Origin of the sequence: Nonomuraea sp. ZG12 (assembly GCF_052068115.1) — a bacterium.
Lineage (GTDB): Bacteria > Actinomycetota > Actinomycetes > Streptosporangiales > Streptosporangiaceae > Nonomuraea.
Genome location: NZ_JBQHCW010000001.1, coordinates 477,176 through 502,553 on the forward strand (window position 1 = coordinate 477,176; position 25,378 = coordinate 502,553).

32 protein-coding genes are annotated in these 25,378 nt (G+C 71.4%); 26 read left to right on the forward strand and 6 right to left on the reverse strand.

What is annotated here, in order from left to right:
* Positions 1-27: 27 nt before the first annotated feature.
* Entirely contained in the window at positions 28-228 is a 201-nt protein-coding gene (locus tag ACTMTF_RS02175) for a hypothetical protein (RefSeq protein ID WP_441108961.1), read from the reverse strand.
* 160 nt (positions 229-388) lie between these two features.
* Here ACTMTF_RS02175 and hisD point away from each other — a divergent pair, with 160 nt between their 5' ends.
* The 9 genes from hisD to hisF are packed head-to-tail and all read left to right on the forward strand — an operon-like array spanning position 389 to position 6,359.
* A complete protein-coding gene (gene hisD, locus ACTMTF_RS02180; RefSeq protein ID WP_441108962.1) occupies positions 389-1,696 on the forward strand; it encodes a histidinol dehydrogenase in 1,308 nt (435 codons plus the stop codon).
* Positions 1,693-2,763, forward strand: coding sequence for a histidinol-phosphate transaminase (locus tag ACTMTF_RS02185; protein WP_441108963.1), 1,071 nt, complete (start codon positions 1,693-1,695; stop codon positions 2,761-2,763). The genes hisD and ACTMTF_RS02185 overlap by 4 nt, the downstream gene beginning before the upstream one ends.
* Positions 2,760-3,353, forward strand: a complete 594-nt coding sequence (gene hisB / locus ACTMTF_RS02190) for an imidazoleglycerol-phosphate dehydratase HisB (RefSeq protein WP_397000804.1) — start codon at positions 2,760-2,762, stop codon at positions 3,351-3,353. The genes ACTMTF_RS02185 and hisB overlap by 4 nt, the downstream gene beginning before the upstream one ends.
* Positions 3,350-3,505: a hypothetical protein gene (locus ACTMTF_RS02195; protein WP_441108964.1), complete on the forward strand. Its 156-nt coding sequence runs from the start codon at positions 3,350-3,352 to the stop codon at positions 3,503-3,505. Before hisB ends, ACTMTF_RS02195 begins: the two co-directional genes overlap by 4 nt.
* A complete protein-coding gene (gene hisH / locus ACTMTF_RS02200; protein ID WP_441108965.1) occupies positions 3,499-4,134 on the forward strand; it encodes an imidazole glycerol phosphate synthase subunit HisH in 636 nt (211 codons plus the stop codon). Before ACTMTF_RS02195 ends, hisH begins: the two co-directional genes overlap by 7 nt.
* A 22-nt stretch (positions 4,135-4,156) precedes the next feature.
* Positions 4,157-4,456, forward strand: coding sequence for a hypothetical protein (locus tag ACTMTF_RS02205; protein ID WP_441108966.1), 300 nt, complete (start codon positions 4,157-4,159; stop codon positions 4,454-4,456).
* Positions 4,456-5,178 (forward strand): bifunctional 1-(5-phosphoribosyl)-5-((5-phosphoribosylamino)methylideneamino)imidazole-4-carboxamide isomerase/phosphoribosylanthranilate isomerase PriA, encoded by a 723-nt coding sequence (priA, locus tag ACTMTF_RS02210; protein WP_397000796.1) that lies wholly within the window; start codon positions 4,456-4,458, stop codon positions 5,176-5,178. The genes ACTMTF_RS02205 and priA overlap by 1 nt, the downstream gene beginning before the upstream one ends.
* Positions 5,179-5,226: 48 nt before the next feature.
* On the forward strand, positions 5,227-5,601 hold the full coding sequence (locus tag ACTMTF_RS02215) for a RidA family protein (protein WP_441108967.1): 375 nt from the start codon (positions 5,227-5,229) through the stop codon (positions 5,599-5,601).
* Positions 5,598-6,359, forward strand: a complete 762-nt coding sequence (gene hisF, locus ACTMTF_RS02220) for an imidazole glycerol phosphate synthase subunit HisF (RefSeq protein ID WP_441108968.1) — start codon at positions 5,598-5,600, stop codon at positions 6,357-6,359. Before ACTMTF_RS02215 ends, hisF begins: the two co-directional genes overlap by 4 nt.
* A gap of 6 nt (positions 6,360-6,365) precedes the next feature.
* On the opposite strand, the gene ACTMTF_RS02225 is transcribed toward hisF, so the two are convergent.
* Both ACTMTF_RS02225 and ACTMTF_RS02230 read right to left on the reverse strand, forming a co-directional pair.
* On the reverse strand, positions 6,366-7,727 hold the full coding sequence (locus ACTMTF_RS02225; RefSeq protein ID WP_441108969.1) for a glutamine synthetase family protein: 1,362 nt from the start codon (positions 7,725-7,727) through the stop codon (positions 6,366-6,368).
* Between the two features lie 39 nt (positions 7,728-7,766).
* Positions 7,767-7,928, reverse strand: coding sequence for a hypothetical protein (locus ACTMTF_RS02230; RefSeq protein ID WP_397000788.1), 162 nt, complete (start codon positions 7,926-7,928; stop codon positions 7,767-7,769).
* A 256-nt stretch (positions 7,929-8,184) separates the two neighbouring features.
* Here ACTMTF_RS02230 and ACTMTF_RS02235 point away from each other — a divergent pair, with 256 nt between their 5' ends.
* Complete coding sequence (locus ACTMTF_RS02235; RefSeq protein ID WP_441108970.1) at positions 8,185-8,811, forward strand: MerR family transcriptional regulator; 627 nt, start codon at positions 8,185-8,187, stop codon at positions 8,809-8,811.
* Here ACTMTF_RS02235 and ACTMTF_RS02240 read toward each other — a convergent pair.
* Positions 8,808-9,449: a TIGR03085 family metal-binding protein gene (locus ACTMTF_RS02240; protein ID WP_441108971.1), complete on the reverse strand. Its 642-nt coding sequence runs from the start codon at positions 9,447-9,449 to the stop codon at positions 8,808-8,810. The genes ACTMTF_RS02235 and ACTMTF_RS02240 overlap by 4 nt on opposite strands.
* A 52-nt stretch (positions 9,450-9,501) precedes the next feature.
* Here ACTMTF_RS02240 and ACTMTF_RS02245 point away from each other — a divergent pair, with 52 nt between their 5' ends.
* Both ACTMTF_RS02245 and ACTMTF_RS02250 read left to right on the forward strand, forming a co-directional pair.
* Positions 9,502-11,361: an ABC transporter ATP-binding protein gene (locus ACTMTF_RS02245; protein ID WP_441108972.1), complete on the forward strand. Its 1,860-nt coding sequence runs from the start codon at positions 9,502-9,504 to the stop codon at positions 11,359-11,361.
* Entirely contained in the window at positions 11,358-13,157 is a 1,800-nt protein-coding gene (locus ACTMTF_RS02250; protein ID WP_397000780.1) for an ABC transporter ATP-binding protein, read from the forward strand. The genes ACTMTF_RS02245 and ACTMTF_RS02250 overlap by 4 nt, the downstream gene beginning before the upstream one ends.
* Positions 13,158-13,175: 18 nt before the next feature.
* Here ACTMTF_RS02250 and ACTMTF_RS02255 read toward each other — a convergent pair whose 3' ends face one another.
* Together ACTMTF_RS02255 and ACTMTF_RS02260 are read right to left on the reverse strand one after the other, a co-directional pair.
* On the reverse strand, positions 13,176-13,562 hold the full coding sequence (locus ACTMTF_RS02255; protein WP_441108973.1) for an ATP-binding protein: 387 nt from the start codon (positions 13,560-13,562) through the stop codon (positions 13,176-13,178).
* Positions 13,555-14,421, reverse strand: a complete 867-nt coding sequence (locus ACTMTF_RS02260; protein ID WP_441108974.1) for an MEDS domain-containing protein — start codon at positions 14,419-14,421, stop codon at positions 13,555-13,557. Before ACTMTF_RS02260 ends, ACTMTF_RS02255 begins: the two co-directional genes overlap by 8 nt.
* Before the next feature lie 119 nt (positions 14,422-14,540).
* On the opposite strand from ACTMTF_RS02260, the gene ACTMTF_RS02265 reads away from it, so the two are divergent.
* The 14 genes from ACTMTF_RS02265 (at position 14,541) to ACTMTF_RS02330 (ending at position 25,306) form a co-directional block, all read left to right on the forward strand.
* Positions 14,541-14,876 (forward strand): STAS domain-containing protein, encoded by a 336-nt coding sequence (locus ACTMTF_RS02265; protein ID WP_397000776.1) that lies wholly within the window; start codon positions 14,541-14,543, stop codon positions 14,874-14,876.
* Positions 14,877-14,924: 48 nt separating this feature from the next.
* A complete protein-coding gene (gene hisI / locus ACTMTF_RS02270; RefSeq protein ID WP_441108975.1) occupies positions 14,925-15,299 on the forward strand; it encodes a phosphoribosyl-AMP cyclohydrolase in 375 nt (124 codons plus the stop codon).
* Positions 15,300-15,902 (forward strand): Trp biosynthesis-associated membrane protein, encoded by a 603-nt coding sequence (locus tag ACTMTF_RS02275; protein ID WP_441108976.1) that lies wholly within the window; start codon positions 15,300-15,302, stop codon positions 15,900-15,902. It abuts the gene before it with no gap.
* A gap of 190 nt (positions 15,903-16,092) precedes the next feature.
* Positions 16,093-16,707, forward strand: coding sequence for a CD225/dispanin family protein (locus tag ACTMTF_RS02280; RefSeq protein WP_397000773.1), 615 nt, complete (start codon positions 16,093-16,095; stop codon positions 16,705-16,707).
* Between the two features lie 5 nt (positions 16,708-16,712).
* Positions 16,713-17,144: a DUF2752 domain-containing protein gene (locus tag ACTMTF_RS02285; RefSeq protein WP_441108977.1), complete on the forward strand. Its 432-nt coding sequence runs from the start codon at positions 16,713-16,715 to the stop codon at positions 17,142-17,144.
* Positions 17,145-17,264: 120 nt separating this feature from the next.
* On the forward strand, positions 17,265-18,104 hold the full coding sequence (gene trpC, locus ACTMTF_RS02290) for an indole-3-glycerol phosphate synthase TrpC (RefSeq protein WP_397000771.1): 840 nt from the start codon (positions 17,265-17,267) through the stop codon (positions 18,102-18,104).
* A 23-nt stretch (positions 18,105-18,127) separates the two neighbouring features.
* A complete protein-coding gene (trpB, locus tag ACTMTF_RS02295; protein ID WP_441109812.1) occupies positions 18,128-19,348 on the forward strand; it encodes a tryptophan synthase subunit beta in 1,221 nt (406 codons plus the stop codon).
* A 122-nt stretch (positions 19,349-19,470) separates the two neighbouring features.
* The gene (gene trpA / locus ACTMTF_RS02300) at positions 19,471-20,271 is read left to right on the forward strand and encodes a tryptophan synthase subunit alpha (RefSeq protein WP_441108978.1); all 801 of its coding nucleotides are present in this window, start codon (positions 19,471-19,473) and stop codon (positions 20,269-20,271) included.
* 457 nt (positions 20,272-20,728) lie between these two features.
* Positions 20,729-21,289 carry a MauE/DoxX family redox-associated membrane protein gene (locus ACTMTF_RS02305; protein ID WP_441108979.1) on the forward strand — a complete coding sequence of 187 codons (561 nt, stop codon included), beginning with the start codon at positions 20,729-20,731 and terminating at the stop codon, positions 21,287-21,289.
* Entirely contained in the window at positions 21,255-22,007 is a 753-nt protein-coding gene (locus tag ACTMTF_RS02310) for a DsbA family protein (RefSeq protein ID WP_441108980.1), read from the forward strand. The genes ACTMTF_RS02305 and ACTMTF_RS02310 overlap by 35 nt, the downstream gene beginning before the upstream one ends.
* 26 nt (positions 22,008-22,033) lie before the next feature.
* Positions 22,034-23,200, forward strand: a complete 1,167-nt coding sequence (gene lgt / locus ACTMTF_RS02315; protein WP_441108981.1) for a prolipoprotein diacylglyceryl transferase — start codon at positions 22,034-22,036, stop codon at positions 23,198-23,200.
* Positions 23,197-23,901, forward strand: coding sequence for a VIT1/CCC1 transporter family protein (locus tag ACTMTF_RS02320; RefSeq protein WP_441108982.1), 705 nt, complete (start codon positions 23,197-23,199; stop codon positions 23,899-23,901). Before lgt ends, ACTMTF_RS02320 begins: the two co-directional genes overlap by 4 nt.
* Entirely contained in the window at positions 23,898-24,713 is an 816-nt protein-coding gene (locus ACTMTF_RS02325; protein ID WP_441108983.1) for a hypothetical protein, read from the forward strand. The genes ACTMTF_RS02320 and ACTMTF_RS02325 overlap by 4 nt, the downstream gene beginning before the upstream one ends.
* Complete coding sequence (locus ACTMTF_RS02330) at positions 24,713-25,306, forward strand: hypothetical protein (protein ID WP_441108984.1); 594 nt, start codon at positions 24,713-24,715, stop codon at positions 25,304-25,306. Before ACTMTF_RS02325 ends, ACTMTF_RS02330 begins: the two co-directional genes overlap by 1 nt.
* Positions 25,307-25,378 lie beyond the last annotated feature (72 nt).

Consider the following 25,378-nt stretch of genomic DNA (forward strand, 5'->3'; position numbering starts at 1 on the left):
CTCCTCGCGCGGTCGCAGTGCGGCTGGTCACGTCAAATGTTCGGCGTCCCGGGGCTGTTCCACGAGTTGCGCGAGGTCGACGCCGTGCCGGCCGAGCTCGGCGACCGAGGCGCAGTAGCCCTGCAGGTAGACCTGCCCGTTGACCAGGTGCGAGACGCGCAGCGTCGGCCGGTCGTCAAGCATGATCGCTTCCACCAGGATGCCGTTCGGGCCGCGCCAGACTCCCATGCGCAAAGAGTACGGGAACGGACATAAAAGACAAGTGCCTACAAAGCTCCCGTCAAATCTCTGGCCCGGGACACGCCCGAAGCCGGGGACGATACGCCACGCCGTTGTCCGGATGGTGGACGGAACGGGATTCACGGGTTGGACTCCGTAAACTATGAGGGTGATTTCCCGTATCGACATGCGAGGTTCCCTCCCTGCGGACCTGCGCGACGTGCTGCCCCGCGCCGAGCTCGACGTAGAGGCCGCCCTGGAGAAGGTGCGGCCCATCTGCGAGGCCGTGCGCCATCGCGGGGCGGCAGCCGTACGGGAGCTGACCGCCGAGCTGGACGGCGTCGAGATCGAGAGCGCCCGGGTGCCGCGTGCGGCGATCACCAGGGCGCTGGCGGAGCTGCGGCCCGAGGTGCGGGCGGCGCTCGAGGAGTCGATCAGGCGGGCCAGGCTGGTCCACCGCGACCAGCGGCGTGCCGACGTCACCACGCAGGTGGTGCCCGGCGGCACCGTGACCGAGCGGTGGGTGCCGGTCGACCGGGTGGGGCTCTACGTCCCCGGCGGCCGCGCCGTCTACCCCTCCAGCGTGGTGATGAACGTGGTGCCCGCCCAGGAGGCCGGGGTGCCCTCGCTGGCCGTCAGCAGTCCGGCCCAGAAGGATCATGGCGGGCTGCCGCACCCGGCGATCCTCGCCGCGTGCGCGCTGCTGGGCGTTGACGAGGTCTACTCCGTCGGCGGCGCCCAGGCCGTGGCCATGTTCGCCTACGGCACCGAGGAGTGCGAGCCCACGACCATGGTCACCGGGCCCGGCAACATCTGGGTGGCCGCGGCCAAGCGGCTGCTCAAGGGCCGCATCGGCATCGACAGCGAGGCCGGTCCGACGGAGATCGCGATCCTCGCCGACCACACCGCCGACCCGGTCCACGTGGCCGCCGACCTGATCAGCCAGGCCGAGCACGACGTGATCGCGGCGGCCGTGCTCGTCACCGACAGCGTCGAGCTGGCCGAGGCCGTCGAGAAGGAGCTGCCCGGCCAGGTGTCGGCGACCCGGCACTCCGAGCGGATCGCCGAGGCTCTCGGCGGACGGCAGTCGGCCATCGTCCTGGTCGACGGCATCGAGGACGGCATCAAGGTGGTCGACGCCTACGCCGCCGAGCACCTGGAGATCCACACCGAGGACGCCGCCGCGGTGGCGGCCCGGATCCGCAACGCCGGCGCGATCTTCGTCGGCCCCTACGCGCCCGTCTCGCTCGGCGACTATCTCGCCGGGTCCAACCACGTGCTGCCCACCGGCGGCTGCGCCTGCCACTCCAGCGGCCTGTCGGTGCAGTCGTTCCTGCGCGGCATCCACGTCGTCGACTACACCCGCGAGGCCCTGGCCGGGGCCGCGGCGCACGTGTCCGTCCTGGCCGACGCCGAAGACCTTCCCGCTCACGGCGCGGCCGTGCGCGCCCGCTTCGACTGGCAGGTGCCCTCGTGAACCTCGACGACCTGCCCATCCGCGACGACCTGCGGGGCAAGAGGCCGTACGGCGCGCCCCAGATCGACGTCCCGGTCCGGCTCAACACCAACGAGAACCCCTACCCGCCCTCCCCGGAGCTGGTCGGCGACCTGGCCGAGGAGATCCGGCGCACCGCGGGCGACCTCAACCGCTACCCCGACATGGACGCCGGCGAGCTGCGCGCCGACCTGGCCTCCTACCTGGGGCACGGCCTGGTCGCCGAGCAGGTGTGGGCCGCCAACGGCTCCAACGAGGTCCTCCAGCAGATCCTGCAGGCCTTCGGCGGCCACGGCCGCACGGCGCTGGGGTTCGAGCCTTCCTACTCGATGCACCCGATCATCACCACCGGCACCAACACCGAGTGGATCCAGGCGGTCCGGGAGGAGGACTTCTCGCTCGACCCCGGCAAGGCCGTCGCGGCGATCGGGGAGCACCGTCCCGACATCGTCTTCCTGGCCTCGCCCAACAACCCGACCGGCACCGCGCAGCCGCTGTCGACGATCGAGGCCATCCTCGACGTCGCCCCCGGAATGGTCGTGGTGGACGAGGCCTACGCCGAGTTCGCCCGGCAGGGCACGCCGTCGGCGCTCACGCTGCTGCCGAGCCACCCGCGCCTGATCGTCACGCGGACGATGTCCAAGGCGTTCGCCATGGCCGGCACCAGGCTGGGCTATCTGGCCGCGCACCCGGCCGTGGTGCAGGCGCTGTTGCTGGTGCGCCTGCCGTACCATCTGTCGACGCTCACCCAGACGGCGGCGCGCGTGGCGCTGCGGCACCGCGCGGAGCTGCTCGGCACGGTCGACGCGCTGCGCCGGGAGCGCGACGACACGGTCCGGTGGCTGCGCGACAAGGGGTTGACGGTCGCCGACTCCGACGCGAACTTCGTACTGTTCGGGCGGTTTCCCGACCGGCGCGCGGTGTGGGAGGGGCTGCTGGCGAGGGGCGTGCTCATCCGCGAGGTCGGGCCGCCACAATGGCTTCGGGTGTCGATCGGCACCGGCGAGGAGATGGCGGCCTTCCGTGCCGCGCTGGAGGGGATTCTGTGAGTCGCGTAGGTCGCGTCGAGCGTACGACGAAGGAGACGTCCGTCCTGGTCGAGGTGAACCTCGACGGCACCGGGCTGGTGGAGGTGTCCACCGGGGTGGGCTTCTTCGATCACATGCTGGCGCAGCTCGGCAAGCACGGGTTGTTCGACCTGACGGTCAAGACCGAGGGCGACCTGCACATCGACTCTCACCACACGATCGAGGACACCGCGCTGGCGCTGGGTGCGGCGTTCCGTGAGGCGCTGGGCGACAAGTCGGGCATCAGGCGGTTCGGTAACGCGTCCTGCCCGCTGGACGAGTCGCTCGCCGAGGTGACCGTCGACCTGTCGGGCCGCCCCTACCTCGTGCACACCGAGCCCGAGGGCATGGCGCCGATGATCGGCCCCGACTACGACACGACGATGACCCGGCACGTCCTGGAGTCGATCGTCGCCCAGGCGGCGATCTGCCTGCACGTGCGGGTGCCCTACGGCCGTAACGCCCACCACATCGTGGAGGCCCAGTTCAAGGCGCTGGCCAGGGCGCTGCGCGCGGCCTCCGAGCTCGACCCGCGGGCGACGGGAGTGCCGAGCACCAAGGGAGTCCTATGACCGAGAACGTGATCGCGATCGCGCTGGTCTTCGTCGGGCTGTTCCTCATCGGCGGCGTGATCGCGCTGGCCAGGCAGGGGCTCAAGATCGGTGCGGCGCTCTGTGGCGTCGGCGCGGTGATGGCGGTAACGGCGGGGGTGCTGTGGTGGTGAAGAACATCGTGGTGCTGGACTACGGCTCCGGCAACCTGCGCTCGGCCGAGCGCGCCCTGGCCAGGGCAGGCGCCGAGGTGACCGTCACGGCCGACTTCGACGCGGCCCTCGACTGCGACGGGCTGGTCGTGCCGGGCGTCGGTGCGTTCGCGGCGTGCATGGCCGGCCTCAAGGGCGTCCGCGGCGAGCAGATCATCGGCCGCCGGCTGGCCGGTGGCCGGCCGGTGCTGGGCATCTGCGTCGGCATGCAGATCCTGTTCGCCCGAGGCGTCGAGCACGGTGTGGAGACCGAGGGCTGCGGCGAATGGCCCGGCACGGTCGAGCGGCTCGAGGCGCCGGTGCTGCCGCACATGGGCTGGAACACCGTCAAGGCGCCGGAGGGCAGCGTGCTGTTCGCCGGGATGGACCCCGCCACCCGCTTCTACTTCGTGCACTCCTACGGCGTGCGCGAGTGGGAGCTGCGGCCCGGCGACGGGTTCGCCGAGCCGGTGGTGACCTGGGCCGAGCACGGCGTGCCGTTCGTGGCCGCCGCCGAGAACGGCCCGCTCATGGCGACCCAGTTCCACCCGGAGAAGTCCGGTGACGCCGGGGCCGCGCTGCTGGAAAACTGGCTCGGCACCGTTGAGTAAGGAGCGGGCGCACCGTCGCGCCGTGCGCGAGGCGGAGCGCGCGCTGGCCATCCGGCGCAACGCGGAGCGTCAGGCGCGCAGGGCACGCCGCCGTGCGGTGATCCTGCGCCTGACCCCGCGCCCGGTGCGCCTGGCCCGGCAGGGAGGGCTGATCGCCCGCCGGCAGCGTGCCCAGAACGCGGTCGTCGCGCTGGCCTTCGTGATCGTCCAGGTGCTCGCCTGGATCGTCTGGGGGTCGGCGCTGCTGAGCTTCGGCGTGCTGATCTTCTCCCTGCTGCTGGTTCCTGTTCTCGTGACTCTCGCTTTCGACCGGAGGACCTGATGTCGCTCGTATTGCTCCCCGCCGTGGACGTGGCGGACGGCCAGGCCGTGCGCCTGGTGCAGGGTGAGGCCGGGACCGAGACCGGCTTCGGCGAGCCGCTCGCCGCCGCGCTGGCCTGGCAGGAGGCCGGAGCGGAGTGGATCCACCTGGTCGACCTGGACGCCGCCTTCGGCCGTGGCTCCAACCGCGAGCTGATCACCGAGATGATCGGCAAGCTGGATGTGAACGTCGAGCTGTCGGGCGGCATCCGTGACGACGCCTCCCTGGCCGCCGCGCTGGCCACCGGCTGCCGCCGGGTCAACATCGGCACGGCCGCGCTGGAGAACCCCGCCTGGTGCCGCGAGATCATCGCCGAGCACGGTGACCGGATCGCGGTCGGCCTGGACGTGCGCGGCACGACGCTGGCGGCGCGCGGCTGGACCGAGGAGGGCGGCGACCTGTGGGAGGTGCTGGACCGGCTGGAGGCGGACGGCTGCCCCCGCTACGTCGTCACCGACGTCACCAAGGACGGCACCCTGCGCGGCCCCAACCTGGACCTCCTGCGGCAGGTGTGCGCCCGCACCGACAAGCCCGTCGTGGCCAGCGGCGGAGTCTCCTCCCTTGATGACTTGATCGCACTGTCTTGTCTCGTTCCAGACGGCGTGGAAGGCGCCATCGTGGGCAAAGCCCTGTACGCCCGGAATTTCACGCTGGAGAGCGCGCTGGCCACAGTGAGCGCTTAAGAGTCGGGAGGGGGCGTGATGGGCAGTACAAGCATGGAAAGCACCGGAATGAGGGTGTTTTCGGGTGGAATCTGGGAGGAAAAGTACGGATACTCCCGTGCGGTGGTCGTGGGCGAGCGGGTCATCGTGTCCGGTTGCACGGCGACCGTCGACGGGGAGGTCCGCCACCCGGATGACGCCTACCGGCAGAGCCTGACGGCCATCGAGATCGCCCTGGAGGCCGTCGCCAAGGGCGGCCTGACCCGGGACGACGTGGTCATGGTCCGCTACTACGTCGTCGAGCAACGGCACTTCGACCTGGTCGGCCGGGCCATCGCCGAGGTGTTCGGCGAGGTGCGGCCCGCCTGCACCGGAGTGCGGGTGGCCGGGCTGGTGGACCCGAAGATGCTGGTCGAGATCGAGATCGAGGCGATGCGCGCATGACCGTGGCCGTCAGGGTGATCCCCTGCCTGGACGTCGACGCCGGACGCGTCGTCAAAGGGGTCAACTTCGCGAACCTGCGTGACGCGGGCGACCCGGTCGAGCTGGCCAGGCGCTACGACGAGGAGGGGGCCGACGAGCTCACCTTCCTCGACATCACCGCGTCGTCGGGCGAGCGCGAGACCATGCTCGACGTGGTGCGCCGGACGGCGGAGCAGGTCTTCATCCCGCTCACCGTGGGCGGCGGCGTCCGCTCGGTGGACGACGTGAACCGGCTGCTGCGGGCCGGCGCCGACAAGGTGTCGTTCAACACGGCGGCCATCGCCAGGCCCGAGCTGCTCACCGAGGCGTCGCGGCGCTTCGGGGCCCAGTGCGTGGTGCTGTCGGTGGACGCGCGCAGGGCGCCGGGCACGCCGAGCGGGTTCGAGGTGACCACACACGGCGGTCGCCGCGGCACCGGCATCGACGCCGTGGAGTGGGCCGCCCGTGGCGAGGAGCTGGGCGTGGGCGAGATCCTGCTCAACTCCATGGACGGTGACGGCACGCTCAACGGCTACGACCTGGAGATGCTGCGCGCGGTCAGGGCGGCCGTACGCGTGCCGGTGATCGCGAGCGGCGGGGCGGGCCGCCTGGAGGACTTCGCGCCCGCCGTGGCGGCAGGCGCCGACGCCGTGCTGGCGGCGAGCGTCTTCCACTTCGGCACGCTGAAGATCCCGGAGGTGAAGCGGACTCTGGCGCTGGCGGGCCACCCGGTCCGCTAGCGGCCGCTAGAAGACGCGCAGGTGGTGGAAGAGCTCGTAGGAGGCGTCCTCGGCGCCGAACGCGGTCGCCTCCGAGCGCTTCACCGCCAGATAGGCACGGCGGCGCAGCGGCCCCAGCGCCTCCATGAGCACCTCGTCGGCCTCCAGCGCGTCGAGGGCCTCGCCGAGCGATGACGGCAGGCGCTGATAGCGGCCCGGGCGCGTGTCCGGGTCGACGTCCACCGGCTCGCCGGGGTCGAGCTTGCGGCGGATGCCGTCGAGGCCGGCATGGATGACCGCGCCCAGCGACAGGTAGGGGTTGGCCGAGGAGTCCGACGGCTTCAGCTCCAGGTTGGGCTCACCGCTCGCACCCAGCGGCGAGCAGACGCGTACGGCCGCCTCCCGGTTGTCGGGCCCGTGGACGGCGTAGGCGCCCGCCCAGGACCGGGGCGCCAGCCGGCGGAAGCTGTTGACGCTGCCACAGGTGAGCGCGGTCAGCGCGGGCAGGTGGGCGAGCAGGCCGCCGACGAACCACTCCTGCACGTCGCTGTCGCCGCCGAAAAGGTTATGGGATTCGCTCCACAGGGATAGGTGCAGATGGGCCCCGTTGCCCGCCTGATCGGCCAGCGGTTTGGGGGCCAGCGAGGCCCACAGGCCCATCCGCATGGCCACGCCGCGCACGGTCTCCCGGTAGAGGACGTGGTTGTCGGCGGCACGCAGCGCGGGCGCGTGGCGTACGGACATCTCCTGCTGACCGGGCCCCAGCTCCGGGTGACAGTGCTCGACCTGCATCCCCTGGCTCTGCAGGGCGCGCATGAGTGCGATCGTGTAGTCGTGGGCGGCGTCGAAGCCGGTGCCGGCGTAACAGAGTGAGTCGTCGATCGGCGCCAGCCGGTCGAGGCCGCCGCCGGGGTCGGGTACCCGCCGCCCGAGCGTGAACTCCGGCTCGAACGCGGCCACCAGCGTGTAGCCCTCGGCCTCCAGCGTGCCGATCGCGTCCTTGAGGAAGGTACGCGGGCAGGCGGACCAGGGGGAGCCGTCGGGCAGCCGCAGATCCGACAGCATCGCCGCCGCTCCCGGTGCGTACGGCAGCGGAACATAGGTGGACGGGTCGGGAACGATGCGCACCTCGCCCACCGGACCCATGTCCTCGACCTCCTGGAGCTGGTCGAGCATGTTCATCGCCATCATGGCCACCGTGTGCCCGATGCCGGTGTCCAGCCGATCCGCGAGCCGTGCCCGGGATGCCGCCTTGCCACGTATGACACCACCGTGGTCGGCATACAGGAATCGGATCAGCTCGACCTCTTCGACCTCGGCTCGCTCGCGGATGCGGGTGAGGCCGGGATCGGACGGGCCGGGCTTGGCGGTGCCTGTACGATCTCTCATCCTGCCTGCGTAACACGACCGGGCAGGCAGGACCAAGGATCAGGTCAGAACATTGGTGAAGAAGACAGCCAGCTGATTGGCTCCATTGACGATCCCGTCGAACACACCGTTGACCGCGGCGGCCGCGTCGGCCGGCCGGGTGAACAGGTAGAAGACCACGAACGCGACAGCCACGTACGTGATCACCTTCTTGACCTGCATGGGGGGCCTCCTGCAGTCCATTCCCAGCCGTATATACCCGGATCTGGGCGATCACTGGCATCTTCTGTGAAGATGTTTTTGATCATAACCGGGGGGCGTGTTTCCTCAGCCATCGTACGGCCTGAGAACGGGACGGGAGCGCCTTCTCCGCCGAAGGTTCGGTGATCTGTCCGCCGCGACGGGCAGCAATTGGATAGCTTCACTATCGATAGCTACACTCTCCAGTCACTACTTCATGGGGGTCTCGGTCGTGCGCATGGCGGACCTGAGTGCGGGCACAGGGGTTCCGGTCCCGACGATCAAGTACTACCTCCGGGAGGGCCTGCTGCCTCCTGGCCGGCCGCTGGGCCGCAACCAGGCCGAGTACGGCCCGGCACACGTCAAGAGGCTGAGGCTGGTGCGAGCCCTCGCCGACCACGCGGGCCTCAGCATCTCCGCCATCCGCGACCTGGTCGGCCACCTGGACGATCCTGGCGTCGCCCGGACCGAGCTGCTCGGCGTGGCCCAGGGGACCGTCACGGCGCGCGACGACGCGCGCGCCGGTGAGCACGTCCGGCAGGCCGAGCGCCTCGTGGCGGACCTGCTGGCCCGCAGGGGATGGGCCGGCACCGCCGGCCACCAGGCCGCCCGGACCCTGGCCGGCGTGCTCGTGAGCCTCCTGGAGCTGGGCCTGGACGACATCCTGGGCGCGCTGGACGACTACGCCGACGCCGCCGAGACGGCCGCCGGAGTGGACCTGCGGGTGCTGGGCGACGTGACCGACCGGGAGCGGGCCGTGGAGGTCGTGGTGATCGGCACGCTGCTCGGCGACACGCTGCTGGCGGCCATGCGCCGGCTGGCGCAGGCCCACCTGTCGGTGGAGACCTACCGGGCGACCGGCTAGACGCCGAAGCCGGTGGTCTTCAGTCGGGCGATCGCGTCCGGGTCGCCGGCGTACTCCACCCGGGCGTGCGCCTGGCGGCCGAAGCAGAACAGCAGCAACTCGCCCGCCCCGCCGATCACCTCGACCTTGGGGCCCTCCTGCGCGCCGCCGAGCACCACGGCCCGCGCGCCGCCCGCGCCGGGGTGGTGCAGCACCACGCCGACGGGGGAACGGCGCAGCATCATCTTGGCCCCGGCGGACACCCGCTTCCAGATCAGCCGCTCGAAGTCGGCCGGCAGCTCGCGGGGCTCCCAGGAGGGCTGGGCGCGCCGTACGTCCTCGTGGTGGACGAAGAACTCCAGGGTGTTGACCGCTGTGTCGAGGAACGGCAGCACACCGTAGACTCCGCCAGGCTTGCGAACCAGGGAGACCAGCTCGGGGAAGGGGTGCCTGGCCTTCAGGCGCCGCTGCACCGAGGCGGTGTGACCGGCCAGCGCCCGCACCGCGATGCCGGGCATGGCGTCCGGCCTGCGCTCGCGCAGCACCAGATGCGCGGCGAGGTCGGCGGTGTCCCAGCCCTCGCACAAGGTCGGGGCGTCCGGGCCCAGCCGGTCGAACAGGTCGCACAGTGCGGCGCGTTCGCCACGAGCGTGAGTCACATCGCAACCCTACCCGTGGGGAATAAGTCATTGATCAGACGTGATTGTCAGTATGTGGAAAATTCGGCTCTGGAAGGAAACACACCGAGTGACGAATAAGGTCACCTCGGCCGTCATGCGTCAGGGACTCCGCGTCCTTGGGGTGGCCATCCGCACCGAGAAGGCGGTGTTCGCGTCGGCCGTCGTGGCCAGCGCGCTCTACGGTGGCATGACCGTGGCCTCCGCATGGGCGCTCGGCTGGGCAACGCAGAACGTCATCATCCCCACCTTCGGCAAGGGCGAGATCGCCGCGGGCGCGCTTTGGACCGGTGTGTTCCTGATCATCGGCACGGCGCTGCTCAAGTCGATCGGCATCGCCGGCCGGCGCATCTTCGCCGGCGTCATGCAGTACCGCATGCAGGCCCGCTCCCGCCGCGACGTCACCAAGCAGTACCTGCGGCTGCCGCTGGCCTGGCACCAGCGGCACCCGACCGGGCAGCTGCTGTCCAACGCCAGCTCCGACGCCGAGGCGGCGTGGGCCCCGCTGGCGCCGCTGCCGATGGCCGTCGGCGTGGTCGTCATGCTCGTCACCGCGGCGGTCGGCATGCTGATCACCGACCCCGTGCTCGCCCTGGTGGGCTTCCTCGTCTTCCCGGCGATCGCCGTGCTCAACCTCGTCTACCAGCGCAAGCTCAGCCCGCTGGTCACCCGCGCGCAGCAGCTGCGCGCGGAGGTCAGCGAGATCGCGCACGAGAGCTTCGACGGCGCGCTCGTGGTCAAGACGCTCGGCCGCGAGGACCTGGAGACCGAGCGCTTCCGGCGGCGCGCGCACGAGCTGCGCGACGCCAACGTCGCCGTCGGCCGGGTGCGCGGCATGTTCGACCCGATGCTGGAGGCCCTGCCCACGCTCGGCGTGCTCGCCGTCCTGGGCGTCGGGGCGATGCGCCTGTCCACCGGCGACATCGTCTCCGGCCAGCTCGTGCAGATCGCCTACCTGTTCACGCTGCTGTCCTTCCCGATCCGCGCGCTCGGCTGGGTGCTGGCCGAGCTGCCGCGCAGCGTCGTCGGCTGGAGCCGGGTGCAGGCCGTGCTGGAGGCCGAGGGCTCGATGGCCTACGGCGAGGCGGCCCCGGACCGCGACGAGCCCGCCACCCTGGCGGTCTCGGACGTGTCCTACTCCTACGGCGAGACCGAGGTGCTGCACGACGTCACCTTCGACCTGCCGCCCGGCCGCACCGTCGCCCTCGTCGGGCCCACCGGCTCCGGCAAGTCCACCCTGGTCCAGCTTCTCGTCCGGCTGGTCGACCCCGACACCGGCCGGGTGCTGCTCGACGGCACGGACCTGCGCGAGCTCGCCTACGGCAAACTCGCCGAGTCGGTGGCCCTGGTGCCGCAGCAGACGTTCCTGTTCGACGACACCGTGCGCGGCAACGTCGCGCTCGATCTGAGCATGCCGGACGAGCAGGTCTGGGCGGCGCTGCGCGTGGCCCAGGCCGACGGCTTCGTGAGCGGCCTCGGCTCCGGGCTCGACACCCGCGTGGGGGAGCGCGGCACGTCCCTGTCGGGCGGCCAGCGCCAGCGCCTCGCGCTGGCCCGCGCGATCGCCCGCCGCCCTCGCCTGCTGATTCTCGACGACGCCACCTCCAGCGTGGACCCCCAGGTGGAGGCCAGGATCCTGTACGGCCTGCGGGACCGGGCCGAGGCGTCCACCGTCGTGGTCGTCGCCTACCGGCTGGCCACGATCGCGCTCGCCGACGAGGTCGTCTACCTCGACCGGGGGCGGGTGGCCGACCGCGGCACGCACAAGGAGCTGCTGGAGCGCTGCCCCGGCTACCGCAACCTGGTGACCGCCTACGAGCGCGAGGAGGCCGTGCGCGCCGCGCTCGACGCCGACGCCGCGCTCGGACTCGAAGAGACAGAGGTCAGCGCATGACCGTGGAGATCGCGCCGGAGCAGGAGCGCATCGGCGCCGGGGCCGGCGGCTCGGCCTGGGCCACCATCCGCCGAGGACTGGCGCTGACGCCCGAGTTCCGCAAGGGACTGGTGGGCACGCTCGCCCTGGCCGTCATCGCCACCCTCGGCAAGATCATCGTACCGATCGCGGTGCAGCAGACGATCGACACCGGGATCGGCGACGGCGCCCCCGACATGCCGTACATCACCCGCGCGGTCGTGCTCTGCGCGGCCGCCGTGATCCTGACCGCCCTGGCCGCCTATCTGATGAACGTGCGCCTGTACAAGGCGACGGAGGCCTCGCTGGCCACGCTGCGGGTGCGCGGCTTCCGCCACGTGCACGACCTGTCGGTGCTCACCCAGAACACCGAGCGCCGCGGCGCCCTCGTCTCCCGGGTCACCAACGACATCGACCAGATCAGCACCTTCATGCAGTGGGGCGGGCTGATGATCATCGTGGCGTTCGGCCAGCTCTTCGTGGCCAGCGTGCTGATGATCATCTACTCCTGGCAGCTCACGCTGCTCGTCTGGATCTGCTTCATCCCGCTGATGATCGCCCTGCCGCGCTTCCAGCGCTGGCTGTCGCGGGCCTACACCGTGGTCCGCGAGCGCACCGGCGACATGCTCGCCGCCGTCAGCGAGTCGGTCGTCGGCGCCGCCGTCATCAGGGCGTACGCCACCGAGCGGCGCACCGCCGAGCGCATCGACAAGTCCGTGGACGCCAACAAGGCCGCCCAGGTCAGGGCGCAGACCATCGTCGGATTCGTCTTCCCACTGACCGAGATCGTGGCCGCCGTGGCCATCGCCGGGATCGTCGTGCTCGGCGTCCGGCTCGGCGTGTCCGGCGACATCTCGGCCGGGCAGCTGATCGCCTTCCTGTTCCTCATCACGCTGTTCGTCTCCCCGCTGCAGACCGCCACCGAGGTGCTGAACGAGGCCCAGAACGCGGTCGCCGGCTGGCGGCGCATCCTCGGCGTGATCGACACCCCGGCGGACGTGGCCGACCCCGGCGACGACGGCGTCGAGCTGCCGCGCGGCCCCATCTCGGTGGCCTTCGAACAGGTGCACTTCTCCTATCCCGGCGGCCCGCCCGTGCTGCGGGAGCTGTCGGTGCGGATCCAGCCGCGCTCGCGCGTCGCGGTCGTGGGCGAGACCGGCTCGGGCAAGACCACCTTCGCCAAGCTCCTCACCCGGCTCATGGACCCCGTCGGCGGCCGGGTCACGGTCGACGGCCACGACCTGCGCGACGTCCGCTTCTCCTCGCTGCGGGCGCGCATCGTGATGGTCCCCCAGGACGGCTTCCTGTTCGACGGGACGCTGGAGGAGAACGTCAGGTACGGCAAGCCGGCGGCCACGCGCGAGGAGATCGGGCTCGCGCTCACCGAGCTGGGCCTGGCCGACTGGCTCGACGGCCTGCCGGCGGGCCTGGACACGCCGGTCGGCCAGCGCGGCGAGTCGCTGTCGGCGGGTGAGCGTCAGCTCGTCGCACTGGCCCGCGCCTACCTGGCGGACCCCGACCTGCTGCTGCTCGACGAGGCCACCTCGGCGGTCGACCCGGCCACGGAGGTGCGCCTGGCCCGCGCGCTCGAAGGGGTCACCCGCGGCCGCACCGCCGTCTCGATCGCCCACCGGCTGTCCACCGCGGAGAACGCCGACGAGGTGCTGGTGTTCGACGGCGGCCGCCTGGTCCAGCGGGGGCCGCACGCGGAGCTGGTCGACGAGCCGGGGGTGTACGCCGACATGCACGCCTCCTGGGTGTCGGCGGCCCACTCCTGACCGCGCGCCCGCCGGCGTTCACGTCGCCGCCGCGAAGGTCACGATCGTGCCGCCGGGACCCGACACGATCGTGACCTGGTCGCACAGCAGACGGGTCAGCCACAGCCCCCTGCCGCCGCCCTCGAACCCGGACGGCGGCGGGGTGGTGCTGCTCCAGCCGAGCGGCAGGCCGGGCCCGTCGTCGGTGACCTCGCACCACAGCCGGTCGTGCTGCCACCACAGGCGCAGCCGCCCGCCGCCCCCGCCGTGCAGCACGGCGTTGGTGGTGATCTCGTTGACCGCCACCACGAAGTCCTCCAGGCCCCTGCCGGTCAGTCCCTCCCTGACGGCCCGCTCGCTGACGGTCCTGCGGAGCACGGTGATGTGCCCCCGCGAGAAGCTCGCGCAGAGCACCTGCCTACGCATCGTCCACCGGGCGGATGTCGATGACGCCGTCCGCTCCGATCCGGTGCAGCAGCCTGGCCATCGGCTCGCCGCACCGCAGCACCGTCCGCCCGTGCGGCCTGGCCGTGGCCGTGGCGACCAGGAGCTGGGCCGAGCCCGCGTCGATGAAGTGGAGCCCGCCCGCGTCGATCACCACCTCGCCCGCCTCCTGGCGGAGCGGCATCAGGACCGTGGAGAACGCGTGCCGGTTCGTCAGGTCGACCTCGCCCCACAGCCGCAGGCCGGCGGGGTGGTGACGGCGCTCGTAGCGGAGCGCCGCCTGGTCGGGCGAGATGGGATGCACGCAGCCCACCCGGTCGATGGCCTCGCGCGCGAACAGCGCCCGGTCGTACTGGCAGACCACGGCCAGCCACCGCCGGCCGAACAGCTCGTTGGTGGCCGCCTCGAAGGCGATCTGCCCCGGCGGGTCGTGCGCCCCCCACGAGGCGTCGATCAGCGCGTAGACGCCGTGGCGGCCCTGCCGGCGCGCCCGCTCGCCGGCCTCGGTCAGGCAGGCCAGGGCCCGGCCGGAATCCAGGCGGCCGCCGGTGAAGTGCGTCGCGGTGCTCGCGCGGATCGCGATCTCGCCCGCGGACTCGGCGGCGGCGAACCCGGGCACCAGCGGCGCCAGCCACGCACGGGTCCGGCCGGGGGAGTCGGCGTGCGTGATGATCAGCACGTTCGCCCGCCGGCGCAGGCCGTTCAGGGTGAACGCCCCGGTCGCCGCCCGGCGCTCCTGTTCGCCGCGGAACGGCAGGCAGACGTGGTCCCCGAAGTCCGGATCGAGGACGGCGTCGGCGGCGGGTAGCACGATGGCGTCCTCCTTACCAGACGTTTCCATGCGCTTGCCATCCGGAGGATTATCACGTTCCGCGTTCTCTGTAAAACGCAGTGTGATAGACCCTGGAAGGTGTAGCTTCATCTGGAGCCGCCTTGTGGCAGGGGCGTGAGGAGCATGACGTGGACGAGCTGCAGATGACGCGTCGACGCTACGGGGAGCTGGTGGTGGTCAGCCTCGCGGGCGAAGTCGACGCGGACAACGTGTCCAAGGTCCGCAAATGCCTCGAAGAGGCGGTGGAGACACACGGACCACGTCTCGTCGTCGACATGAGCAGCCTCACCTTCATCGACACGACAGGGCTGGGCATGCTGGTGCGCCAGCTCGCCACCCTGCAGGACCGCGACGGCACCATGGCGCTCGTCGCCCCCGACGGCCAGGTGCTGCGCCGGCTGCGCAGGACCAACCTCGCGCCGCTGTTCCCCATCTACGACACCCTGTCCCAGGCGCTCGACTAACGGCACCGCCGCCGCCGGACCACTCGTACCGCCTGGTTGAATGACGACATGTCCCTTGACGCCAGGATCGCCGCGCGGCTCAAGCGCGACGGCAACGGGCTGGTGCCCGCGATCGTTCAGCAGCACGACACCGGCGAGGTGCTCATGCTCGCCTGGATGGACGACGAGGCGCTGCATCGCACCCTCACCACCGGCAGAGCCACCTACTGGTCGCGCAGCCGCGGCGAATACTGGGTGAAAGGCGATACCTCGGGGCACGTGCAGCACGTCAAGGCCATTGCGCTGGACTGCGACGGCGACACCGTGCTGCTCAAGGTGGACCAGGTGGGCGCCGCCTGCCACACGGGCGACCGCACCTGCTTCGACGCCGACCCGCTGACGCCGGTCCAGGGCGGCGTCACGACCGCGCGCGCGGAGCGCTAGATGGCCACGCGCATGGCCCCGCAGCGCGACTCCGGGCGGCGGCGCGGGCGGTGGACCTGGCCGGCCGTCACGGCGGCCGGCTGCCTGCTCGTGCTGCTCGCCGCGGGCCGCGCCTGGGTGACGAACGCGCGCGATCCCGGCGGCCTGGCCGAGATGGCCTCGCCGACGGGCGGTGACCTCAGCCCCGTGCTGACACCGCTCGCGCTGGCGGGCCTGGCAGGCGTGGTGGCCGTGCTGGCGGCCAAGGGCCTCGGCCGCCGCCTCATCGGCGCGCTGCTGGCCCTGTGCGGGCTGGCCGCCGGCCTCGGCACCTGGACGGCCACCGACGACGCTGGCGTGCGGACCTGGCTGCGCGAGCACCATGTGCTCGCCGGCACCGCCTCGGCCACCTGGGACACCGTCGCGCTCTGGCCCGTGCTGGCCGGTCTGGGGGCGGCGCTGATGCTCGCGGGCGGCGTCGCCGCCGTCGCGTGGGGCGGCAGGTGGGCGGGCATGTCGGACCGGTACGAGCGGACCCCCGCCCCGGCGGCGCCGCGCCCGGCCGACGACCGCGCCCTGTGGGACGCGCTCGACCGGGGGGACGACCCCACCGCGTCGCGCTAGCTTCCCGTGACGCGTACTCGTTCGGCATCGAGCAGGTTCCGGCTTCACCTGGGACAACGTGCGGTCACGCAGACGTGCAGGCAGGTTACAAGTTGTTCGCAAGGCGAACGTTGTTGCATGTCGTCCAAGGTTTGTCGCTAGGCTGCCGCGCGCAAGTCAGCGCAAACATGACGACATAGGAGTCTTACGGATGAGTTACGGAAATCAGGGCGACGGCGGCTACGGGTCGCAGCCTCCCGGTGGCGGTTACGGTCAGCAGCCCCCGAGTGGCGGCGGCTATGGTCAGCAGCCGCCGAGCGGTGGCGGGTACGGCCAGCAGCCGCCCAGCGGTGGCGGCTACGGTCAGCAGCCGCCGAGCGGTGGCGGCTATGGTCAGCAGCCGCCGAGCGGCGGTGGCTACGGTCAGCAGCCGCCGAGTGGTGGCGGTTACGGTCAGCAGCCGCCGAGCGGCGGTGGCTACGGCCAGCAGCCGCCGAGCGGTGGCGGCTACCCGCCCCCCGGCTACGGAGCCCAGCCTCCCGGTGGCGCGCCCCCGGACAACCACCTGGTCGCGGCCATCCTCACGACCTTGTTCTGCTGTCTGCCGCTCGGTATCGTGTCGATTGTCAAGTCGTCGCAGGTCAACCAGAAGTGGCAGTCCGGCGACTACCAGGGCGCCATGGAGGCCTCCGAGGAGGCCAAGACCTGGTGGAAGCGGTCGCTGATCTTCGGCGCCATCGCCTGGGTGCTCATCGTCGTGGCCTACGTCCTGTTCTTCGTCATCATCGCGGCGAGCGTCTCGACCATTCCGACCACCACGTACTGACCACCATGACGAACGCGAACCTCGAACGGCGCGGCACCGACCGCCTCAGGTCGGTGCTCGCGCCGCTCGGCGTCGCCGCGGCCACGGGAGCGGTCTTCGCGGTCGTCGGCGTGATCGACCCCAACGAGCCGGGCCACTACCCCACCTGCCCCTTCCTGTGGGCGACCGGTCTGTACTGCCCGGGCTGCGGGACGATGCGCACCATCCACGCCCTCGCCCACCTGGACCCGGTGACGGCGATCGGCCTGAACCCGCTCGCCCTGGCCATGGTGCCCTTCCTGCTGTTCTGGTGGGGGCGCTGGCTGGTCAACGCCTGGCGGGGCAGGCCCCGGCGCACGACACTGGCGCATCCCGCCTACCTGTGGGCGTTCCTCGCGCTGGTCCTCGTGTACTGGGTGGTGCGCAACCTTCCCTTCGGGGAGTTCCTGGCGCCGTAGCCGCGCCCCTGTGACCAGAAGCCCTCCCCGGGCCGATACCATCGCAAGACAAGGCCAGGAGCGGACGCGACGCGAACTCCTGGTCTCCACCCCCACTGTCGACCGGAGGGACCCCAAGCGGTGAGTGAGCGGACCGAAGGACCGAGTGTCCTCGACGACATCCTCGACGGGGTGCGCGCCGACCTCGCCACACGGCAGCAGACCGTGTCGCTTGACGACCTCAAGCAGCGGGCCGACCGGGCTCCCGCGCCCCGTGACGCGCTCGCCGCCGTCGGCGGTGACCGGGTTTCGGTGATCGCCGAGGTGAAGCGTTCGAGCCCGTCCAAGGGCGCGCTCGCCGCCATCGCCGACCCGGCGGCGCTCGCCGCCGACTACGAGGCGGGTGGCGCGCACGTCATCAGCGTGCTCACCGAGCGGCGCAAGTTCGGCGGCAGCCTGGACGACCTGGCCGCCGTCCGCGCCCGGGTGGACATCCCGATCCTGCGCAAGGACTTCATCCTCACCTCCTACCAGCTCTGGGAGGCCAGGGCCCACGGCGCCGACCTGGCGCTGCTGATGGTCGTCTGCCTGGAGCAGGAGGCGCTGGTGTCGCTGATCGAGCGGGCCGAGTCCATCGGGCTCACCCCGCTCGTCGAGGTGCACACCGAGGAAGAGCTCGACCGGGCGGTCACGGCCGGCGCCCGCGTCATCGGGATCAACGCCCGCAATCTGAAGACACTCCAGGTCGATCGGGATGTCTTCGCCAAGCTGGCGCCCAAGGTCCCGGATAATGTCATCAAGATCGCCGAATCAGGCGTGCGCGGGCCGCACGACCTGCTCGCCTACGCCAGGGCAGGCGCCGACGCCGTCCTGGTGGGGGAGAGCCTGGTCACCGGCAAGGACCCGCGCAAGGCCGTGGAGGCGCTGGTGACCGCCGGCGCCCACCCGGCGACCCGCCCCGACCACGGAGCAGAGGGATAGCAGTGGCACACGAAGGCTCCATCTTGACGGCCGCCGACCTGGCGGGCAACGGCGTTCACGGCGACGACCCCGACGTGCGCGGCAAGTTCGGCATCTTCGGGGGCCGTTACGTGCCCGAGGCGCTCATCCCGGCGCTCGACGAGGTCGCCGCGGTCTACGCCACGGCCAAGAACGACGTTCAGTTCCTGCGCGAGTTCGACCACCTGCTGCGCACGTACGCCGGCAGGCCGACCACGCTGACCGAGGTGCCGCGCTTCGCCGAGCAGGCGGGCGGCGCGCGGATCGTGCTCAAGCGCGAGGACCTCACGCACACCGGCGCGCACAAGATCAACAACGTGCTGGGCCAGGCGCTGCTGACCAAGCGGCTCGGCAAGAAGCGCGTGATCGCCGAGACCGGCGCGGGCCAGCACGGCGTGGCCACCGCCACCGCGGCGGCCCTGCTCGGCCTGGAGTGCGTCATCTACATGGGCGCCGTCGACTGCGAGCGCCAGGCGCTCAACGTGGCCAGGATGAAGCTGCTCGGCGCCAAGGTCGTGCCCGTCACCAACGGCTCGCAGACGCTCAAGGACGCCATCAACGAGGCGTTCCGCGACTGGGTGACCAACGTCGACACCACCCACTACCTGTTCGGCACCGTCGCCGGGCCGCACCCGTTCCCGGAGATCGTCCGCGACTTCGCCCGCATCATCGGCGTCGAGGCCCGCCGCCAGATGCTGGAGCTGACCGGCGCCCTGCCCACCGCGATCTGCGCGGCGGTCGGCGGCGGCAGCAACGCCATCGGCATCTTCCACGCCTTCATCGGCGACGAGGCCGTCCAGCTCCACGGCTACGAAGCGGCCGGACACGGGCTCGACAGCGGCGAGCACGCGCTCACGCTCACCGCGGGCTCGGTCGGCGTGCTGCACGGCTCGCGCACCTACGTGCTGCAGGACGACGAGGGCCAGACGATCGAGTCCCACTCGATCTCGGCCGGGCTCGACTATCCCGGCGTCGGCCCCGAGCACGCCTGGCTCAAGGACACCGGCCGCGCCACCTACCACGGCGTCACCGACGACCAGGCCATGTCCGCCTTCTCGCTGCTGGCCAGGACCGAGGGCATCATCCCGGCCATCGAGTCCTCCCACGCCCTCGCGGGCGCGCTGGAGCTCGGCCGGGAGCTGGGCCCCGAGGCGACCATCCTGGTCAACCTCTCCGGGCGTGGCGACAAGGACATGGGCACGGCCATGAAGTATTTCAATCTCTGACGACCCTGACCGGGTCGGCCGCCCCGCGAGCACGCCGGGCGTCCCCCACCGCCGTCGCGGTGGGGGACGCGGCGATCGGAGCCCGGGGAGGCGGGGCTCGACGATGTGAGAACGGACGACCAATGACGACTCTTCAGACGGTGTTCGCCAAGGCGAAGGCGGACAACCGGGCCGCGCTCGTCGGCTACCTCCCGGCGGGCTTCCCGTCCAAGGACGGCGCCATCGCCGCGGCGACGGCCCTGGTCGAGGCCGGGTGTGACGTCATCGAGATCGGCCTGCCCTACTCCGATCCGCTCATGGACGGGCCGACCATCCAGGACGCGGTGCACCGCTCGCTGCTCAACGGCACCCGCATCGCCGACGTCATGCGCACCGTCGAAGGGGTCGCCGCCACCGGCGCGGCCACGCTCGTCATGACCTACTGGAACCCGATCGACCGCTACGGCGCCGAGCGGTTCGCCCGCGATCTGGCGAGCGCGGGCGGCGTCGGCACGATCACGCCCGACCTCACGCCGGAGGAGTCCGAGCCGTGGCGCACCGCGTCGGCGGCGGCGGGCATCGACACCGTCTTCCTGGTGGCGCCCAGCTCCACCGAGGAGCGCATCAAGGCCGTCGTCGACTGCTGCACCGGCTTCGTCTACGCCGCCTCGCTGATGGGCGTCACGGGCGCGCGCGAGACCGTCAACGTCGCCGCCGAGGACCTGGTCAAGCGCACCCGCGCGCACACCGACCTGCCGGTCTGCGTCGGCCTGGGCGTCGGCACGGGCGCGCAGGCGGCCCACGTCGCGGCCTACGCCGACGGCGTCATCGTGGGTTCGGCGTTCATCCGCCGCATCCTGGACGCTCCCGACGAGGCCGCGGGCTACGCCTCGATCGCCGAACTGGCCCGCGACATGTCCCAGGGCGTCCGCTCCCGCGCCTGACTCCTTTCAGGGGTTCGTTACGGTTTCCGGGGTTCAGTACGGTTTCGGGCTTCGGCAGGCCACCCGTGGGGCTCCGGGCGCGGCTTCCGGGTTCGGTGGACTTTCCGCGGGTTCGGGTGCGGCTCCCATGGTTCGGGTGCAGGTCCCGGGGTTCGGTGGGCTTTCCTGATTTCGGGTACATCCTCGAGATGCCCTGCGTGGGCCCCCTCGACGTGCTCTGCCGCGTTCGCCGGTGACTCGTACGGGCTTTCGGGACTTTCTGGGTGTGGTCATGGGCGCTCCAGCCGGTGCCGCCGACTGGGCGCCGGGTTTCCGCGTCCAGCGAAATGCTGACCTTCCCGCAGTTCGGAGGCAGGCCTGGCCGGGAAACGCTCCTTAGCCGACTCTTATCTCAAGCGTGATCGGATAGGACCCGGATACTGTGCGGCTACCGGCACAGAGGAAGAGGAGATGCCCCGTGAACGCGTCAGCTGCGTCACAGAGCGCGAGATCAGCGATACCCTGGGTCACGACCGTTGCCAGGTTGGTCCTGGGCGGGGTGCTGATAGCGGCCGGAGGGCTCAAAATCGGCAACCCGGCCGACTCCGTGGTGGCGGTCAGAGCGTACGAACTGCTGCCCGAGCAGGTGGCCACGGCCGCTGGTTACGGCCTGCCTATTGTGGAGGTAGTGGTCGGGGTGCTGCTGATCGTGGGCCTCATGACCAGGGTGGCTGCCGTCATCGCCGCGCTGCTCATGTTCGCCTTCGTGTTCGGCATTGCCTGGGCGTGGGCTCACGGGCTGCGCATCGACTGCGGCTGCTTCGGCGGCGGTGGTCAGCTCGGTGCCGGGCAGGAGCCGACCTACCTGCTCGACATCGTGCGCGACTTCGGCCTCGTGCTGCTGGGCGCCTGGATCGTGCGTTTCCCGCCGGGACGCTTCGCGTTGGACCGGCCACTGGGCTTGGCGGGTGCGGAGCACCTGCTCGACGAAGAGGAGAACGGTGATGAGCAAGGGCGGCCGGGCGAAGTCGGCGCGTGACAAGATCAGGGAGCAGCAGGCCGCCGACCGTGCGCGGGATCAGCGTAAGCGTGTGGTCACCTACATAACGGCGGGCGCGGTGGCGCTGGCCGCCGTGGGCGCGGGCTGGTGGTACACCGCGAGCAGGTCGCAGTCGGAGGTGGCGGGAGAGTCGCTGGCGCCCACGACGGTGCAGGCCGACGGGACGGTGGTGATGGCCAACCCCGGCGTCAACGCGCCGGTGCTCGACATCTACGAGGACTACCAGTGCCCCGCCTGCAAGGAGCTGGAGCGGGTCAGCGGCCCGACCTTCAAGAACCTCGCCGCCGAGGGCCTGGCGAAGGTGGTCTACCACCCGATCACGATCTTCTCCCAGGAGCCCACCAAGTCCAACTCGGTGCGGGCCGGAGCCGCCGCCCGCTGCGTGGCCGACGGTAAGCAGTGGGTGGCCTTCCACGACATTCTTTACCGAAACCAGCCCAGCGAGACCGTCGAGGGCTTCACCACCGACCAGCTCCTGGCCTGGGGCAAGGAGGCCGGCGTCACCACGCCCGGCTTCGAGGCCTGTGTCACCTCGCAGAAGCACGCGCAGGCCCAGCTCGACTACAGCAAGCGAGTCATGGCCGATCAGCAGCTGCAGGGCACGCCGACCATCAAGCTCAACGGCGAGGCCATCGACAACGGTGTCGCCGCCGCGCCTCAGGAGCTTCGCGATACGGTCACCGAGGCCGCCAAGTAGCTCAGCGTCCGCTACTCTCACCTGACATGCCCCTAGCCTCGATTCCCAGCCCTTCCCAGGGGGTCTGGTATCTCGGATTCGTGCCGATCCGGGCTTATGCCCTGTGCATCGTGCTCGGTGTCGTCCTCGCCGTCTGGCTGAGCGAGCGCCGCTGGCGTGCCCGCGGCGGCCAGCCGGGGACGATGATCGACATCGCCGTGCCCGCGGTGATCTTCGGTCTGATCGGTGGACGTCTCTATCACGTCATCACCGACTGGCAGACCTACTTCGGCGCCCGCGCGATCAAGGAGCCTTACCAGGCCCTGTTCATCTGGGAGGGCGGGCTCGGCATCTGGGGCGCGGTCGCGCTCGGCGGCGTCGGCGTCTGGCTGGCCTGCCGCCGGCGCGGCCTGTCGCTGAGCGCGGTCGCCGACACGGTCGCGCCGGGCATCGCCTTCGCGCAGGCCATCGGCCGCTGGGGCAACTGGTTCAACCAGGAGCTGTACGGCGCGCCCACCACCCTGCCGTGGGGCCTGGAGATCGACGTGCAGCACGGCGGGGAGCCCGGGGTGCTCTATCACCCGACCTTCCTGTACGAGTCGCTGTGGAACCTGGCGCTCGGCATCGCGCTGATCATCATCGGCAAGCGGCTCGGGCTGCGGCACGGCCGGCTGTTCGCCCTCTACGTCGCCGGCTACACCCTGGGCCGCTTCTGGATCGAGGGGCTGCGCATCGACCCGGTCGGCGGGGTCGACCACGCGGTCGAGTTCTTCGGGCTGCGCATCAACCAGTACACCGCGATCGTGCTCTTCGTCGGCGCGCTGATCTACTTCTGGGCCACCAGGAACAAGACGGGCGAAGAGTCCGTCATCGTCGATGGGGACGCCGATCCCGCCCATCCGTCGAGCCTGGCGGACTCCGAGCACGAGGTCGTGACCTCGACGGCCACCGCGGCGGACTCCTCCGAGAAGGAGGAGAAGCCGGAGAAACCCGCGGGCGAGAAAGAGGCCGAGACCGAGGTGCCCGTGGCCGAGTCGGTTTCCGAGCCCGAGTCCAAGGCCGAGTCGGTTTCCGAGCCTGAGGCCGAGGCTAAGGCCGAGTCGGTTTCCGGGTCCGGCTCAGGGGTCGAGTCAGAGTCCGGGGTCACCTCCGAGTCCGGGTCCGAGCACGAGGTCAAGGCTTCAGGCGTGCCGGAGGAGAAGAACTCGCGATGAACGGCCGCGCGGAGAGCCACCACCAGCATCGCGACGTCACCGGTGGCTGGCTCAGGCCGTCGGTGTTCGGCGCGATGGACGGCCTGGTGTCGAACTTCGCGCTCATCGCCGGTGTCGCCGGCGGCACTTCCGACACCAAGATCATCTCGCTCGCGGGCGTCGCCGGGCTCGCGGCGGGCGCGTTCTCCATGGCCGGCGGCGAGTACGTCTCCGTCGCCAGCCAGCGGGAGCTCGCCCAGGCCGAGATCGCCGTCGAGGCCGGCGAGCTCGACCGCCATCCCGAGGCCGAGCTGGAGGAGCTGGCCCAGGTCTTCATCGGCAGGGGCGTCGAGCCCGCGCTGGCGGTCGAGGTGGCCAGGCAGATCTCCCGTGACCCCGAGCAGGCCCTGGAGGTTCACGCCCAGAACGAGCTCGGCGTCGAGCCGGGTGACCTGCCCTCGCCCAAGCTGGCGGCCATGTCGTCGTTCCTGGCGTTCAGCGTGGGGGCCGCGCTGCCGCTGCTGCCGTACCTGTTCGGCGTCGTCAACCTCTGGGTCTCGGCCGTGCTCTCCTGCGCGGCGCTGTTCATCGCCGGGGTCATCGTCTCCACCGTGACCGCGCGAAGCTGGTGGTACTCAGGGCTCCGCCAGCTCGTGGTGGGCTCGGTGGCGGCCGCGCTCACGTTCGCGCTCGGCAACGCGATCGGGGCGTCCGGACTGTGAGCGGCAGCAGGCCCCGCAAGCGGCGTCGTCCTCCCCGCTCCGACTGGGAGCTGCCGCTCCTGACGCACTGGGGCTTCCGGCCCAAGCAGCAGCGGCTCCTCGTCATCATCGCCACCGCCGCGAGCGTCCTCGTGGGCGCCGTCGGGCTGGTCGCCGTCATCGGCTCGCTCGGCAGCTACACCCCCGAGCGTCAGGCCAGCGCGGCCGCCGTCGTCCGCTCCGGCGCGGCGCTGCCGCGCGACTTCCAGGGGTGGACCTCGCCCAAGCTGTTCGCGCCGATCTCGGACCGCGCCAACGACACCGCGCCGCTCACCGCCAAGGAGGTCTTCGGCCAGAAGACCCTCACCGGCGAGAAGAAACTCTCGCTGCGGCTCGTCAGCCGGAAGCTCGACGCCGACTGCTCCGCCGCGCTGTGGGGCGAGGACCTGATCGAGCAGGTGACGAACGCGGAGTGCACGCAGGCCGTCCGCGGCCTCTACCTCAGCTCCGACCGCCGCTACGTCGGCCAGTACACCCTGCTGAACCTCCGTGACGGCGAAACCGCCGCCGAGCTCGTCGAGTCGCTCGAAACCCTGCACCGGGGCGGCTGGACCCTGCCGCTGGAGAGCACCAAGGCGGCCTATCCCGCGGGCGGCTACACCGAGGCGGGCGCCTACGCCCTCGGTCACTATGTCGGCCTCGTCTGGATCGGCAGGGCAGACGGCGCGGAGCCCACCGCCAGGGACGACTACGTCTCCCTCGCCCTCACCCTCAGGGGCGCCGAGAAGGCCGTCTACCGGCGGGTCGTCGCGATCACGGGACCGGCTTCCTGATGGCGCGACGCCTCACCGTCTCCCTGGTGGCCGCCGCGCTCGCCGTGGCGGTCGGCGGCGCCTGGCTGTGGTTCGGCCGCGACCTGCCCCGCCCCGCCGCCCTCCGCGCCGAGCCCACCTCCGCCCTGTACGCCCTGGTCGACTCCCGCCAGGCCGACGCCGCCCCCGTGACGGTGGCCGAGATCTTCACCCCGGGCACGCAGACTCTCGGCGACCTGACCAGGGAGGCCGTGGAGGAGCTCGTCGACTGCGACGACGCCCTCTGGGGCGCCTCCGCGCCCGGCTGCACCCAGGCCCTGCGAGCCACCTACAGAGGCTCGTCCGTCGCCGGCCAGTTCGTCATCTTCAACCTCCCGGACGGCCGCACCGCCGACGCCCTGGTGGCCGCCCTGCGCGCGGACGGTTTCGTACGGCAGGCGACGCCGTTCGACCCGGCCCGGAGCCGCGCCGAAGTCCGTGCCCTGGGCCACTACGTCACGGTGAGCTGGCTGGGCGCCACCACCGCAGCGCGAGGCACCGACCTGGTCCGCCCTCTCATCGCCCTCGACGCCCTCGGCAACGCGATCCAGGCCCGCGTCCTGGCCGCCACCTGAGCCGACCCGCTGACCGCGGGTCCTGTGTGTCGAGTGGGCCGCATGGCCGGGTCTCGCCCCTTGGAGGGTGAA

Bases quoted from the DNA above. Each gene is read 5' to 3' on its own strand.
- ACTMTF_RS02175 (WP_441108961.1), bottom strand. From the start codon at position 228: ATGGGAGTCTGGCGCGGCCCGAACGGCATCCTGGTGGAAGCGATCATG.
- ACTMTF_RS02195 (WP_441108964.1), top strand. From the start codon at position 3,350: ATGACCGAGAACGTGATCGCGATCGCGCTGGTCTTCGTCGGGCTGTTC.
- priA (WP_397000796.1), top strand. From the start codon at position 4,456: ATGTCGCTCGTATTGCTCCCCGCCGTGGACGTGGCGGACGGCCAGGCC.
- ACTMTF_RS02215 (WP_441108967.1), top strand. From the start codon at position 5,227: ATGAGGGTGTTTTCGGGTGGAATCTGGGAGGAAAAGTACGGATACTCC.
- hisF (WP_441108968.1), top strand. From the start codon at position 5,598: ATGACCGTGGCCGTCAGGGTGATCCCCTGCCTGGACGTCGACGCCGGA.
- ACTMTF_RS02225 (WP_441108969.1), bottom strand. From the start codon at position 7,727: ATGAGAGATCGTACAGGCACCGCCAAGCCCGGCCCGTCCGATCCCGGC.
- ACTMTF_RS02230 (WP_397000788.1), bottom strand. From the start codon at position 7,928: ATGCAGGTCAAGAAGGTGATCACGTACGTGGCTGTCGCGTTCGTGGTC.
- ACTMTF_RS02235 (WP_441108970.1), top strand. From the start codon at position 8,185: ATGGCGGACCTGAGTGCGGGCACAGGGGTTCCGGTCCCGACGATCAAG.
- ACTMTF_RS02245 (WP_441108972.1), top strand. From the start codon at position 9,502: ATGTGGAAAATTCGGCTCTGGAAGGAAACACACCGAGTGACGAATAAG.
- ACTMTF_RS02250 (WP_397000780.1), top strand. From the start codon at position 11,358: ATGACCGTGGAGATCGCGCCGGAGCAGGAGCGCATCGGCGCCGGGGCC.
- ACTMTF_RS02255 (WP_441108973.1), bottom strand. From the start codon at position 13,562: ATGCGTAGGCAGGTGCTCTGCGCGAGCTTCTCGCGGGGGCACATCACC.
- ACTMTF_RS02260 (WP_441108974.1), bottom strand. From the start codon at position 14,421: ATGGAAACGTCTGGTAAGGAGGACGCCATCGTGCTACCCGCCGCCGAC.
- hisI (WP_441108975.1), top strand. From the start codon at position 14,925: ATGTCCCTTGACGCCAGGATCGCCGCGCGGCTCAAGCGCGACGGCAAC.
- ACTMTF_RS02275 (WP_441108976.1), top strand. From the start codon at position 15,300: ATGGCCACGCGCATGGCCCCGCAGCGCGACTCCGGGCGGCGGCGCGGG.
- ACTMTF_RS02280 (WP_397000773.1), top strand. From the start codon at position 16,093: ATGAGTTACGGAAATCAGGGCGACGGCGGCTACGGGTCGCAGCCTCCC.
- ACTMTF_RS02285 (WP_441108977.1), top strand. From the start codon at position 16,713: ATGACGAACGCGAACCTCGAACGGCGCGGCACCGACCGCCTCAGGTCG.
- trpA (WP_441108978.1), top strand. From the start codon at position 19,471: ATGACGACTCTTCAGACGGTGTTCGCCAAGGCGAAGGCGGACAACCGG.
- ACTMTF_RS02310 (WP_441108980.1), top strand. From the start codon at position 21,255: ATGAGCAAGGGCGGCCGGGCGAAGTCGGCGCGTGACAAGATCAGGGAG.
- lgt (WP_441108981.1), top strand. From the start codon at position 22,034: ATGCCCCTAGCCTCGATTCCCAGCCCTTCCCAGGGGGTCTGGTATCTC.
- ACTMTF_RS02320 (WP_441108982.1), top strand. From the start codon at position 23,197: ATGAACGGCCGCGCGGAGAGCCACCACCAGCATCGCGACGTCACCGGT.
- ACTMTF_RS02330 (WP_441108984.1), top strand. From the start codon at position 24,713: ATGGCGCGACGCCTCACCGTCTCCCTGGTGGCCGCCGCGCTCGCCGTG.